Genomic DNA, 13989 nt, shown 5'->3' on the forward strand with positions numbered 1-13989 from the left:
GCTGAGGCTTAAAAATTATCCGAGGTAGGAATATACCACTGGTTCTTTTTTGGGTCAACTCCTCCCTTTAACTCCTCCTGAACCACCCGATCGACGATCCAGACTCCTTTTTTGGCCATATTTTGAAAGGTATCGATACCCTCCCCTTCAAAACCCACCCGGGTCCGATGGATATGAAATCTGTCGGAAAACTTTCGGTCAAAGGCTTTTTCCACTCCCTCCTTACCCAGCATAAAGCCGATCAATCCTCCCCAAGTGGCAGTGGGATTGTCGGAATCCCAACCTGCCAGCGATCCTATTTTGATTGTTTCGATCAGGTCGCCTTCTCCGTAGAAAAGACTGACCAGGCTCGCTGCAAAGTTGATTCCCGCTGCAAAGCATCCATTGCAATACAAGTTTCTACCCGTCAAATCATAGCCATCCAGTTGGTTTACCTGGTAGCGGTAGTAAACTGAATCTCTCGCTTGCTCCCAAGAGATGCCTTCCTTGTACTTGGCCTTGACGAATTCATACATTTTGGCAGGGTAGGAGTCAGTAGGGAGGACTGATTTGGATTGCTCAGCGATGGCTAAAATTCGGGTTTTTATGGGAATTGAGGGGTCTGAACCTGCTGCAAGAGCAAACATGCTCACGTAGAACTCCGAGATCCATTGGCTCTCGTTTCTGGCGGTGGTTTGGATGGGGAGCTTGGCCATTTTGATGGCAATATCCGGCCTTCCGGGAGCATATAGCCCAAATATCTCCGTGGTCAATTGGGCGTCAATCATTTCAAATTCCGGATTATTGGCCGGGTCCCCGGTGGCAGGAGGAACCAGTCCCTCCCGCATGAGATCAAAGGCTTTTTGATTGGATACCCAGAGATAGTTTTCCTCTTCTACTTTGATGTGTTTGAGCCAGCCTTCCCTGATTTGCTTTCCACTGAGCATGGAAGTCTGATTTGTGAGCAGCAGTTCCTGATAGATGTATTCGATGTCAGTATCGTCATCGGCTCCCCAAAGGGTATCCGGATCGGCAAATACAAAATCGATGGTGGGGGAAAGATTGCTCGGAATTCCCTCTGCCCAAATGCTCGGCTGGTCAGGCTTTCCCCAATCTTCCCGGGTGTAAAAGGGGCCGGTTTGGATTTCTCCTATATTACCGATTTTATCCATTTCAGTCACCAGTCCGGTCCAATTGGCAATGCAGGTGGCCAGCCAAAAGCCTTCCAGCCGGTGGGCATAGTCGTTTCTGTCCAGGACTAAATCAGATTCTTTTGGATTGTAATCCGAATAGTTCAGACCGGGATTAGTCTCTGGAATTGGCTTGGGCGTGCATGCTCCGATTAGGAAAAGTATGAACAGAAATTGGCTATAAACTAGGCGAGATGGGCTCATGATTTAGAGGGTTATTGTTTTCCATAGACTTCACTTCGAAAGGGAATCGAAGGCTGAGCACCCATACGGGTGACAGATATCGCTGCTGCTCGGTTGGCAGTTTGTATGGCTTTTTCCCAGTCCATCCCTTCTGCAAGAGCCACAACCAGGGTGCCGTTGAATACATCACCTGCTCCCGTGGTGTCTATGGCTTTTACTTTTTGACTTGGTATGAGAAACTGTCTGGATGAATTGTGAAAATAGGCCCCTTTTTCTCCCAGAGTCAGGATAATATTCTGAACTCCTTTTGACAAAAACCAGTCTCCGATTTCACTGAGCGAACTTTCCTTTTCCAAAGCAATTCCGGAAAGCAAGGAAGCCTCTGTTTCGTTAGGCGTAATTAAAAAGAGGTTTTGATAAAGGCTTTCTGGGAGGGCTTGAGCAGGTGCTGGATTCAAAATAAGCCTCTTTTCAAATTTTCTAGCCAGTTGAGCCAGAGCCTCGACGGTTGGAATTGGAGTTTCCAGTTGGCAAAGAAGAAGGTCTGCTGTTTCCAGAAAGGGGATGGCTTTGGTTAAATCCTCAGGTGAAAGTTTTCCATTGGCACCGGGTACTACTACAATTTGGTTTTCTCCTGAATCTTCCACCAAGATTAAAGCTACTCCTGAGGCAATCCCCTCCTCCTCCAGAATCAAGTCCGGGGAAATGCCTTCATCCCTCAGAGATTTGCGGGTTTGCTGTCCGAACATATCCTTGCCCAGTTTGGTGAGAAAGTGGACAGTTCCGCCCATCCGAGCTGATGCTACAGCCTGATTGGCCCCTTTTCCTCCCTGAAAAAGGAAAAATTCACCTCCAGTGAGGGTTTCTCCAGGCAGGGGAAAGCGCTCGGTCTGTACGACCATATCTGTATTTGAGCTTCCGACAATGAGGATATTTGGCATAGATGGAAGTGGTTGGGATGGGAATTTAGGCCAATTTGGAATAAATGATCAGGCCCAGCCCGATCAGAAAGCAAGCAAACATCAGGTACAGCAGGGAGTTTTTGGAAGGTGGAAGATCTTTGAATTCCTTCCAGACGAAAACTCCCCAAAATGCCGCCACCATGGTAGCTCCTTGGCCTAGACCATAGGAGATGGCTGGCCCGGCTTTGTCTGCTGCAATGATGCTGAAAGACATTCCCATGCACCAAATGGACCCTCCCAGAATTCCCGTCAGGTGAGTTAGGAAAGAGCCTTGGAAATAGGCTGAAAATTTCAATGGAACTCCTTGGAAGGGCCTTTTCATAAGAAAGGAATTGAAAAAGAAATTGCTGAAAAATATCCCCAGGGAGAAAACAAAAACAGCGGAATAAGGGCTGAGTTTGCCTGGTATCGGATGGGTGAAGTCCAAAAACATGGAATCAGCCACGTATTTATAGAAAAAGCCCATCAGTATCCCCGCGGCCAAGGATAAAATCAGCCCCTTGGTGGGTTGGCTCGATTGGGACTGATTGAGGCTTCGATAAGCAGTAGCGTTCAGCAAAATAGCTAGGGCAACCAAAGCTACCCCTACAAAAAGAAGGGTGATATTGCCTATGGGATTTTCCAGGTAGTTTACAATCACTCCGATCACCAATGCCAGCCCAATTCCCACCGGAAAGGCTACAGCCATTCCTGAAATAGCGATGGCAGCGACTAAGAGAATATTTGCAGCATTAAAGATGATCCCTCCCCAAAATGCGGATAAGAGGGATTCCTGATTTCCCTGGACCAGGTCAGGAATAAAACTCCTGCCTTCTGTGCCCATGCTTCCCAAAGTGAGTCCAAAAATCAAGGATAGAAGCACAATTCCCAAGACATAATCCCAATAGAATAGCTCAAACCTCCAGGACGAGGAGGCCAGCTTTTGGGTATTGGCCCAAGAACCCCAGCAGAGCATAGTGATCAGGCTGAATACCACTGCAGTAGTGTAAGTTTCAATGACAAACATGGGGAGTACAGGTTAGTTGGGCTGAAAGAAAGGGGAAAACATTGATTCTCAAGATTGATATTGGCCTGAATAAATCTTGTGATTATTCCACAGGTTACCAAGTGATTAGCCACTTTCTTGAAAGAATATTTTGCTGAGGACTCTTTCTGCCAAGTAAAAATCGCCCAAATCAATTCCTCCCTTTTGGCCGATTGCCAGGGAGAGCTCATTTCACTTCACTGAAGAAAAAAGAAGGTTCTAAGTCTTATTAGTGCAGAAAAGGTCTTCTCACTACAACAGCTTAGGTTTTTGCGAGTATAGGTGGTCTTCAATTCTTAATGTGATGCAAAGGCTTTCGCGATCTCACCAAGGGTGACATGCTCTATTCCCTCGGTAAGAGTCTTCCTATTGAATAGTTTTAGCAAGCACTTCTTTCCGAAGGAATGCCTTCAAAAAGGAAAAATTGGACAATCCAGCTAGTTACGAATCAAAAAAACTCAAGTCCAATTTTCCTCATCGAGCCCTAAAATTTCTGCTTTGATGTAAGTAGGCCAACTTTTCAGATTGAGGGGCAGTTAATTTTCTCAACTTTACTTGACTGACTATGCAAACGATCACTTCGAAGGTTGCCTTTTTTCAAGTCCTTACTTTCTTTTGGTTGATAAATGTGTCTTTTGCGCAGTCAGGACGACAAAGTTTTCAGGTATTCGACCAAGCAACGGGACAGCCCATTCCTTTTGTTCACATCAAAGTGGAGAACAAAGAGGGGACAGGGACCACTTCTGACGTCAGAGGCACTTTCTCTATTTCAGGTTTTCAGGAAGGGGATGTCCTTATTTTTTCCCATGTAGGCTATCAAAGACAGGAAGTCACTTTTTCCCGCCTAAAAAGAAATCCAATGGTTTACTTGGTGCAGGAGACCCAGGAATTGGAAACTTTTGAGTTTTCGGCAGGAGAAAATCCAGCTTTGGCCCTTGTGAGGAAAGCAATTGCCAACCGGGATATCAATAATCCCGAAAAGCTCAAGTCATTCCGGTATGCCAGCTACAATAAAATGGTTGTGACTCTAGATGGACTGACCGAAAATCCCGAAGTAGATGACAGCTTGGTAAATTTTCTGGAAGGAGGGCATCTTTTCATGTCCGAAACCTACTCTGAAGTTAAATTCAAAAGCCCCGGAAAGCGGAATGAAAACGTCCAAGCTTCAAAAATATCAGGAATCGAAAACCCAATTTTTGCCGCTGTTTCGACCAGTTTTCAGCCATTTTCGGTTTACTCAGACCATATAAAAATCCTCGAAATTCCTTTCGTAAACCCTATTTCTGAGGATGGAATGAGAAAATACGATTATTTTTTGGAGGATAGCTTACAGACAGATTGGGGTAAAACTTACCTAATCAGCTATCAGCCCAAAAGTGGAAAATCTTATCGGTTGGGAAAAGGCTTGCTTTACATCTCTTCTCGGCTGTACGCCTTGGAAAACTTCCTGCTCAAACCTGCTGAAGAGGTTGGTCAGATTAATTTTGAAATACAGCAAAAAAATAGGTTCGATGGAGAACATTGGTTTCCTGAGCAAATGAACAGTATTTACGTCTTTTCAGAGCTGGATTTTGAATCGAAGAAAGTAAAATTAGTTAATCAGACCTTTTTGTCCGACATCAGGATCAACGACCTTGACCCTAAAGAAAAGATAAGCCCAATAGGTGTGACCTTTGACCTAGCCAAGGGGGAAAAGGATTGGGCTCAGTTGCGTATGGACTCTTTAAGTACACGGGAATTTTTGACCTACCAAAGGTTTGACAATTTGGATCCAAAGATCAAAAGGAGACTAAATAGCGGAGCCAATTTCCTGGCCTATCTGAGTACCGGTCGGGTGAGATTGGGAGCTGTGGATGTTCTTCCCAACCGGATTTTTCGCTTCAATCAATACGAGCGCTTTGGACTGGGATTAGGCTTGTCAAGCAGTCAGTCACTTTCGGATTTATTCAGATTGGAGGGCTATTTCCGCTACGGATTTCAGGATAAAGCATGGAAATATGGAGGATCTCTTGGTTTTTTACTTGATTCCGAGCAGGATATTCGTTTCCAGCTAGGCTACAGTCAGGATATCGAAGAGCCTGGGAGGACACTGCTTCCAAGAGGTAGGTCATTCACTACCTCAGGATTGGTTTACAGGAATTTTCTCCTTAGCAGAGTCGATGAAGTGCAGCGGTATTTTGTATCGTATTCCCAAATGCCTTTGAAGGGATTCAGGTACAAACTGATCGGATCAGTGGAAAACCGGGTCAATGTTTTGGATTTTGCGGAGTCAAGTCCTCCCGATGAGTATGTCAGTAGGTTTACTGCTACTGAGGCAGGAGTAGAGCTAAACTATGTGGGTGGAGAATCGACCACCCGTGTCGGAAATGATATTGTTTCCATGACGCTTTCTTATCCGGTTATCGGATTTAGATTGAGCAAATCAATTCCTGATTTATTGGGGGGGAATGTTAATTTTTTGAGTTCGGAGTTCAAGTTTGAGCACCAATGGAGTGCAGGTAATTCTCTTCATCAGTTGCATATGACCGCTCAAGGGATATGGGGTTCTGACCTTCCTGTTTCCTACCTGAATACCGGATATGGAATCCAGGTTCAAGCGGGGGAAGGGTTTGATCTTCCTTTGGTATTTCCGGGTTTTTTACAAACCATGCAGGTCTATGAATTTCTGTCGGACAGAAGCCTTCATGTCAATTATGCCCACCTTACTGGCCCTATTTTCACAAAAAAGGGCAAAGGGGTTTCCATCGCCCCTCAACTTAAATTTCACCAAAGCTTTGCCATAGGATCCTTAAGCAATCCTGACCGCTATGATTTTATCCGTTTCCAAACCATGGAAAGGGGCTATTGGGAGTCAGGATTGGAAATAGCAAACTTGATTAAACTGAATTCTGGTTTGAATTCTCAGGGATGGGGAATAGGGTTTTTTTACAGATATGGACCCTATGCCTTGCCGGATTCTAGAGATAACCTGAGATTTACTTTATCTCTTACCGCAGCATTTTAAGGTAATTTTTTCGGGATAGTGCAGGGTGCTGTTCTTGGAGATTTTGGGTTAAATTGTCTGATGGCCAAGTTTACCTATCTTTTCTTCGTCTTTTTGGGATGTTTTCAGTCGTTTGCTCAGCAGAATTCACCCAATATTATCTTTATCCTGACTGACGATCAGCGTTGGGATGCCTTGGGTTTTGCCGGAAATACGATCATCCAAACTCCCGAAATGGATCGCTTGGCCTCCGAGGGGACCTACTTCGAAAATGCCTTTGTCACCACTCCGATTTGTGCGGCAAGCAGGGCGAGTATTCTCACCGGACTGTATGAGCGAACACACGGCTACACCTTTGGGCAAGGGGATATCAAGGAGCCATTTATGAATCAATCCTATCCAGCCGAGCTTCGCAAAGCGGGCTATTACACCGGGTTTTTCGGCAAGTTTGGAGTGAATTACCCCAGATTTTCCGAGCTTTTTGATGAAGGAGAAGACTACGACCGAAATGGGAAATTTAAAGATCGAAGAGGGTATTTTTTCAAAACAATAGGACAAGATACGGTTCATCTGACCCGGTTTACTGGACAGCAAGCCATTGATTTTATTCAGAATGCTCCCAGCGAAAAGCCCTTCATGCTGTCTCTGAGCTTTAGCGCACCCCATGCTCATGATCCGGCCGAATTGCAATACTTCTGGTCTCCGGAATTTGACCATTTGTATGAAGACGTGGTGATTCCCGACCCGATCATGGCTTCAGAGGAGGAGTTCTTAGCTCAGCCGGAATACGTTCGGACAGGAGAAAATCGAACCCGCTGGTATTGGCGCTATGATACGCCGGAAAAATATCAGCATAGCGTCAAAGGCTACTACCGAATGATCTCAGAGGTAGATGCTGAAATCGGAAAGATTCGAAAGGTTCTGGCTGAAAAAGGAATGGATAAGAATACCGTGATTATTCTTATGGGTGATAATGGGTATTTTCTTGGTGAAAGGCAGCTGGCAGGCAAGTGGCTGATGTACGACAATTCTTTTCGGGTTCCTTTACTGGTCTTTGACCCACGAACGGCTGGAGGTAAGCGAGAGTCTGGATTTGCTCTGAACATCGATGTGGCAGCGACTATTTTGGAACTGGCGGGAGCTAAAATTCCCAAAGTTTATCAGGGACTTTCGCTCCAATCTTCTGCTCTGGGGAAGAGAAATGAGGTTCTTATCGAGCACCTATGGCAGACCCCGATCATCGCACCCAGTGAGGCGATCCGGACTGAGCGTTGGAAATATTTCCGCTACATCAATGATCCGGAATGGGAGGAGCTCTATGACCTGAATGTTGATCCTTTGGAACAAAACAATTTGGCTAGTAATCCTGCCTTCCAAACTGATCTAGCCAAGCTGAGGAAAAAGATGGAAGCTCAAATCGAGGCTTTTTTGAAGGAAAGAAAAAAGCTTCTGCCGGAAGATTCACAATAAATTCCTCAAGGATTGCAGCGGTCGCAGTACATGGGGTCTTCTTCCGTTTTTCCTTTGGGGAAAAGAACCCGCTCTTGATGACTGCAATGCCCGCAAGTTCTGATTTCGGCCAAAATAGATCTAGTCGGGCTGCCACACCAGCTACAGGGAAGGCCTGACTCCCAGTTAGTCACTCCAAATCCTGGAGTTTGACATGCTGGGCAGAGGGATTGGATTTTTTGCAAAAGTTTCTCTCCGGCTTCCCGAATCACCTGCATACGGGTGGGGTTGAGGTGGGCTCGCATGTCAGTCTCTGCATACCCTTTCCCAAAGGCATTTAGCAGCTGCTCTGCTTTCTCTTTTAATGCTTCCCAAGTTACAATTCCCTTGCTCATGCCTTCCAAGCTTTTCTTTGCTTTTCTCAGGATCAGGCCGTGACTGGGGAATTGGACTTGCTTCGCAAAGTTTTCCAGTTGCTCCCAAGAATCAAATTCCAAGTGGGAATAGTTGGTCTCTGTAGACAGATGCCGGATGTGGATTTCCCAACCGTTTTTCCGGTCAGAAAAAAACAGCCATTCTTCATTGGCAGGGAGGAAAAACAGGGAGGGATGGGACCCAAAAGAACCTTCACTGGACAGGGCCAAATCAGCCCCCGAAAGTTCCAAAGCCCAATCGCATTTCTTTTTAGCCGTCGTCAGTGGATCATCCTCCCGGTCCTTTTCACCCGAAAATGTGCCCAGTAAATCGGTGTCTAAATCTTCCGGAACGATTACCCTCACTCCAAGCACCTCTTCAAACAAAGGGCCAAGCACCTGTTCTTTTTGGTGCTTGGTAGCCAAAACCAAGGTGCGGCCAGCAAACATGAGGGTCCCTCAGGATTTACTTTTCACCAAGGCCATTCCTCTGCTGCTGTCGTCAAAGGTGCCCTGATCAAAGACCAAATTCCCATTGACCCAGGTCTTGATTACCTGACTTTGGAAAGTAGTGCCCTCCAAGGGCGACCAACCGCATTTGTAAAGGATATTTTCCTTGCTTACTGTCCATGGAGAATCCAAATCCACCAGGGTCAGGTCGGCATAATACCCTTCCCGGATATAGCCTCGTCGGTCGATTTGGTAAAGAATTGCAGGGTTGTGGCACATCTTTTCCACGATTTTCTCCAAGGAGATTTTGCCCTGCTTGTGAAACTCCAGCAAGCAAACCACCGAATGCTGTACCAAGGGAGCGCCGGACATGGACTGGAAGTAAGGTTTCAGCTTTTCTTCGATCGCATGGGGAGCATGGTCGGTCGTGATCAGGTCAATTCGATCATCCAGCAGGGCCTCCAGTAAGCCTTCAGCATCCTTTTGGGTTTTAATGGCAGGATTCCACTTGATCAGCGTGCCTTTTTCCTCGTAATCGGCATCCGTAAACCAAAGGTGATGAACTGATACCTCGGTGGTGATTTTCTTATCCTTAAGCGGAATATCATTTCTAAAAAGTGAAGTCTCCTTGGCCGTGCTCAAGTGAAGAATGTGGAGTCGGGCTCCATGCTTTTCAGCCAAAGCAATGGCTCTTTCCGTCGCTTCAAAGCAGGCCTGCTCGCTTCTGATGATAGGGTGAAATTTTACTGGGACATCATCTCCATATTTTTCACGGTAAGCTTCCTCGTTTTTCTCTACGATTTCCTCTTTTTCAGAATGGATGGCAATGATGCCTTTGTAGGTGGAGAAAATTCTCTCCAGCATGTCAGGCCGATCGGCGAGGATATTTCCTTTTCCGGAAAAATAAAGCCCATCGTCTGTGATAGCCAAAAGGTCGGAAGTATCCCACTGAAGGACTTCTTCGAGATTTTCACCATTGATCCCGAGCAGGAAAGCATAATTTGCCAGAGACTTCTCTGATGCCAGGCGGTACTTTTCAGCAAGCAAGTCCAGATTAAGTGTATTGGGTCGGGTATTAGGCATGTCGATGAAGGAAGTGACTCCTCCGGCTACGGCTGCCCTGCTTTCTGAGTGGAGGTCTGCCTTATGGGTCAAGCCCGGATCTCTGAAGTGTACCTGTCCGTCAATGGCTCCTGGAAGCAAATATTTGCCTCGTCCATCCACCACGACTTCGGCTTCTTCTGCGGGGATTTGACCGATTTTTTGGATGAATTCTCCTGAAATAAGGACATCGGCTACTTGGATTTTACCTTCGTTGACTAGGTTGGCTTGCTGGATGAGGATGGTTTTGCTCATGAGTAGGAAAAGGATTGCTTGGGCTTACAAAGAAAAGACAGGAAGCGTCCAAATCCTAAATTCTCGACCCAGAAGCCCAGGAAAATCCCCATCGGAACCTTCTGCTTTTATTTTTTAAATTTCCCACCATAAGCCACCTTGTTGGACAGGTCCTTGAGATCTTGTTGGGTACTTGCATCTATTTTATGCATTAGGCCTTTGGGACCGATTTTTGGACCAAAACCATCGTCTTTTTGGAATCTTTCGTCGGCAGTTCCTGGTCTTTTCTGAGCTTTAGATAGTGGAGGTTGAGGAGCGGGGACTCCTGTTTTGGGAACATCCTCGCCTATGGGGAGAATTGTTTTCTGGATTTCTTGGGATTTAGGTTTTCTCTTTGACATGTGATTATGTTTTTTCGTGAAAGGATTCAGCAGAGGGACCGTAGTGAATGGTCAATTCTTCATTTTGGGCTATTGGCCGTCTAGCCCGAAAGACGATCAGTTGGTTTTTGATTTGGCGGGAATAGCTGCAATTGGGCAGGGAAGAGTGGTTGTATAGCGACCCAAAGCCCAATACCACTGCCAGGGATTTTTTTCGCTTATCCCATAGAAATACATAGCGCTCCAGCAGGTGACCAGCCAAACGGTACAATTCCTCGTGCTCCCAAGGAATTATCGGGCATTTTTCGATGATTTCTCCTTTTCGAAAAGCTCTTCCTGCGAAAACTCCCCGACCTTTGGGGCCTGCATCAGCTACATAGAGATCGGTGCTTTCTGTGATTTTTCCAGGTGAAGAATTGGTGCTAAAACCTTGCATAAGAAGTGCTTTGAATGAAAAATAGTGGAAAAAGGTAGCTAAAAAAGAGACGAAACTCAAGGCATCCAACTGCGAAGAGCTAGAGAATTGTTTCTACCTTTCCCATTCAAAAATCACTTCTATGAACTTGAGATTTTTAATAGGGTTGCTGCTATCCGGATTGATAAGAAATCTCCTTTTTGCCCAGCAAAATGCACTCGTTTATCAATCGGAAAGCCTCCAAATCGAGCAGGTCAGTGAGCATGTATTTATCCATGTCAGTTATTTGCAGACTCAGGATTTCGGAAAAGTGGCTTGTAATGGGATGTTGGTTTTGGAGGGGAATGAAGCCCTGATTTTTGATACGCCTACCAGCAATGAAGTCAGCGAGGAACTGATCCGCTGGATTGAAGCCGATAAAAAAGCGATGGTCAAAGGAGTTTTAGCTACCCATTTTCATGACGATTGCCTTGGTGGATTGGAGGCTTTTCATGCCCGGGGAATTCCTTCCTTTGGCTCTGACCGTACCCTGGATTTAGCTCAAAAAGCAGGAGAAGCAGTTCCTCAGCATGGTTTTTCAGAGGAATTGATTCATGAGCTTGGAGAAATCAAAGTAATCTCTAAATACTTTGGGGAAGGGCATACTCGGGACAATGTAGTGGTGTATGTGCCTTCAGAAAGGGTGCTTTTTGGAGGATGTCTGATTAAAGAGCTGAATGCCTCAGTCGGCTACTTGGGCGATGCCAACGTAGGAACTTGGTCGGAAACGGTAAGAGGAGTGAAAGCTGCTTTTGGAGACATCAAAACGGTAATCCCTGGCCATGGGAAAGCAGGAGGAGTGGAGTTGTTGGATTATACCATTCAGCTATTTATGGAAAAGTAAATTTCCAGTAATCCTCCTTAGAAATGCTTTTTGCGGAGACTAGCCTAATTGTCACACTGCCTCACCTCTTAACCTTAAATCTGTTTCCAGACTTCCGAAGCCTCAAGAAATGCTTTCCTGAGAATACGTATAAAAGAGCTAATTTCTCCCTTCAAATGCCTTGGGTACGACTGGGATATTTTTTTTTCAAAATTAATCGCTGAATCTCTTCTCTAATACGCTGATGAGATTACTGGCCTAATTCTGCTGTTAATTGGAAAAGGGCTAACTCAAGGATTTTTCAAAACAAACACTCCCTTCAACCCCAAAGTATTGTCCATAGTTGGGAATGCGGATGTAGCCAAATTTTTGATAAAGTCCAATCGCATCCGTCATATCATCTCCTGTTTCCAAGACGCATTTTTCCATTCCCAAATCCCCTGCCCATAGCTCTAACCCTTTTAATACTTCCCCAGCCACTCCCTGACCTCGGCATTCAGGAAGTACAAACATCCGTTTTACTTCCATGGAGTCTTGGTCAAATTGCTTTATAGCACCACACCCAACTGCCTTGTCATCCATATAGGCTACGATTACATGCTGAATTAGGTCAATTTTATTGAACTGGGTGTAAAAGTCATTGCTTTCTCCATTTCTAATGGCCAGATACTGATCAAGTTTGGAAACGAGACTTTGAAAATCGGGATTCTCGGAAGTGGTGCGGATTAATTCTATCATGGTCTAATTGGATGGAGGGAAAAAATGATCGTTGAAGCTAGTTGGTCGCAAAAAAGGAATTTTCCCCACCTTTTCCTATTTTCCTTACCCAAACCCATTTACCTATGAAACCTCTCCTTCTCATTGTTGCTTTCGCCCTGTTTTTCTCCTGCCAACCCAAAACGGAAACCGTTGAGAATGTCTCTCCCGAACCCAAAAAGCCCCGAACCATCGTCACTACCGACGGGGAGATTGATGATGTGGATTCCTTTATCCGAATGCTGCTTTATGCCAATGAATTCCGCATCGAGGGCTTGATCTATTCCTCGAGCATGTGGCATTACAAAGGGGATGGGAAAGGCACGCTTTTTACTTCAGAAATGGAGATGACCAGGAAGATGTATGGAGCAAAAACTGATCTTCGCTGGCCTGGAGTGGAGTGGATGAATCCGCTTTTGGATGCATATGAAGAAATCTTTCCTAAGCTAAGTCAACATGCTGAGGGCTTTCCGACAGCGGATTACCTGCGGTCAGTGGTCAGAGTGGGAAATATCAACTTTGAGGGAGAGATGGAAGTGGATACAGAGGGTTCGGACTTTATCAAAGCCAAGTTATTGGATGAAGATATGGAACCGATTTATCTCCAGGTTTGGGGTGGAACCAACACCATCGCCCGGGCGCTAAAGTCCATTGAAGATGAATACAAAGGCACCCCGGAGTGGAACAATATCTATCACAAAATTACTGATAAGGCGATCATTTACGCCATCCTCGATCAGGACGCAACTTATCGCAAGTATATCGCACCCAATTGGCCGGATTTGAAGATTTACTACAATTCCAGCCAGTTTTGGTGCTTTGCTTATGCTTGGAAACGTGCAGTGCCGGAGTCACAGCATTACCTTTTTGAAGGTAAATTTATGGGGGAGGAAATCATCAACAACCATGGGCCCCTTCTTAAGCAATATTACAGTTATGGAGACGGGCAAATGCAGGCAGGAGATGACGAGCATATTCACGGAGATCCTACTCGTTTGGAAAATGCCCAATGGGGGACATTCGGAATCTATGACTTTATCTCCGAAGGGGATTCCCCAGCCTATTTGCACCTGATCGATGTGGGCTTAGACAATCTCAATCAACCTCAGTGGGGCGGCTGGGGAGGTCGACTGGTGCAGTCCCCTGAGCAACCCAACCGATGGGAGGATGGTAAGAATGTACTTGATTTCAATCCATTTACAGATACTCTGGATGCTACCTATCCTCAGATTCGCTGGGTGGAGGCAATACAGGAGGACTTTGCGGCGCGAGCCGACTGGTGCGTGATGGACTATGTCGACGCCAATCATCCTCCTGTGGTAAAGGCCGTGGGAGCGACCCGGCTTTCTGCCAAACCCGGAGATAAACTGACCTTGGAAATCCAAACCAGCGATCCGGATGGAGATCAGTTGGATACGAAATTCTGGGTTTATCAGGAGGTAGGCAGTTACACTGGAACCACTGAATTAACATCCTCAGGCAGTAAAGTGGAAGTGACTTTGGACGGGACTTCTACAGGACAGCTACATGTGATTGGCGAAGTGAAGGATAATGCCGCGCATTCGATGACACGCTATGCAAGGTTTGTGGTGGAAGTCAATTGAGGAA

12 protein-coding genes are annotated in these 13989 nt (G+C 45.8%); 4 read left to right on the plus strand and 8 right to left on the minus strand.

Annotation, left to right across the window (positions count from 1 at the left end; all coding sequences use genetic code 11):
• Positions 1–8 precede the first annotated feature (8 nt).
• From AAA938_RS15220 to AAA938_RS15230, 3 genes are read right to left on the minus strand one after another with little or no spacing between them, the layout of a single operon-like run.
• A complete protein-coding gene (locus AAA938_RS15220) occupies positions 9–1373 on the minus strand; it encodes an ADP-ribosylglycohydrolase family protein (RefSeq protein ID WP_338229601.1) in 1365 nt (454 codons plus the stop codon).
• An 11-nt stretch (positions 1374–1384) separates the two neighbouring features.
• Positions 1385–2293, minus strand: coding sequence for a ribokinase (rbsK, locus tag AAA938_RS15225; RefSeq protein ID WP_338229602.1), 909 nt, complete (start codon positions 2291–2293; stop codon positions 1385–1387).
• 25 nt (positions 2294–2318) lie between these two features.
• Entirely contained in the window at positions 2319–3320 is a 1002-nt protein-coding gene (locus tag AAA938_RS15230; RefSeq protein ID WP_338229603.1) for a GRP family sugar transporter, read from the minus strand.
• 583 nt (positions 3321–3903) lie between these two features.
• On the opposite strand from AAA938_RS15230, the gene AAA938_RS15235 reads away from it, so the two are divergent.
• Together AAA938_RS15235 and AAA938_RS15240 are read left to right on the plus strand one after the other, a co-directional pair.
• The gene (locus tag AAA938_RS15235) at positions 3904–6342 is read left to right on the plus strand and encodes a DUF5686 family protein (protein ID WP_338229604.1); all 2439 of its coding nucleotides are present in this window, start codon (positions 3904–3906) and stop codon (positions 6340–6342) included.
• A 60-nt stretch (positions 6343–6402) separates the two neighbouring features.
• Entirely contained in the window at positions 6403–7791 is a 1389-nt protein-coding gene (locus AAA938_RS15240; RefSeq protein WP_338229606.1) for a sulfatase family protein, read from the plus strand.
• A 5-nt stretch (positions 7792–7796) separates the two neighbouring features.
• On the opposite strand, the gene AAA938_RS15245 is transcribed toward AAA938_RS15240, so the two are convergent.
• The 4 genes from AAA938_RS15245 to AAA938_RS15260 all read right to left on the minus strand — a co-directional run bounded on the left by AAA938_RS15245 (position 7797) and on the right by AAA938_RS15260 (position 10784).
• A complete protein-coding gene (locus AAA938_RS15245) occupies positions 7797–8633 on the minus strand; it encodes a DUF6671 family protein (protein WP_338229607.1) in 837 nt (278 codons plus the stop codon).
• Between the two features lie 9 nt (positions 8634–8642).
• Positions 8643–9989 carry a dihydroorotase gene (locus tag AAA938_RS15250; protein WP_338229608.1) on the minus strand — a complete coding sequence of 449 codons (1347 nt, stop codon included), beginning with the start codon at positions 9987–9989 and terminating at the stop codon, positions 8643–8645.
• 107 nt (positions 9990–10096) lie between these two features.
• Entirely contained in the window at positions 10097–10369 is a 273-nt protein-coding gene (locus tag AAA938_RS15255; protein ID WP_338229609.1) for a hypothetical protein, read from the minus strand.
• Between the two features lie 4 nt (positions 10370–10373).
• Positions 10374–10784, minus strand: coding sequence for an SET domain-containing protein (locus AAA938_RS15260; RefSeq protein ID WP_338229610.1), 411 nt, complete (start codon positions 10782–10784; stop codon positions 10374–10376).
• A gap of 121 nt (positions 10785–10905) precedes the next feature.
• Between AAA938_RS15260 and bla the strand changes: the two genes are divergently transcribed.
• Positions 10906–11646: a subclass B1 metallo-beta-lactamase gene (gene bla, locus AAA938_RS15265; RefSeq protein WP_338229611.1), complete on the plus strand. Its 741-nt coding sequence runs from the start codon at positions 10906–10908 to the stop codon at positions 11644–11646.
• 264 nt (positions 11647–11910) lie between these two features.
• Here bla and AAA938_RS15270 read toward each other — a convergent pair whose 3' ends face one another.
• Entirely contained in the window at positions 11911–12363 is a 453-nt protein-coding gene (locus tag AAA938_RS15270) for a GNAT family N-acetyltransferase (RefSeq protein ID WP_338229612.1), read from the minus strand.
• Between the two features lie 104 nt (positions 12364–12467).
• Here AAA938_RS15270 and AAA938_RS15275 point away from each other — a divergent pair, with 104 nt between their 5' ends.
• Positions 12468–13985: a DUF1593 domain-containing protein gene (locus tag AAA938_RS15275; protein ID WP_338229613.1), complete on the plus strand. Its 1518-nt coding sequence runs from the start codon at positions 12468–12470 to the stop codon at positions 13983–13985.
• Positions 13986–13989 lie beyond the last annotated feature (4 nt).

Source organism: Algoriphagus taiwanensis (genome assembly GCF_036245645.1).
Lineage (GTDB): Bacteria > Bacteroidota > Bacteroidia > Cytophagales > Cyclobacteriaceae > Algoriphagus > Algoriphagus taiwanensis.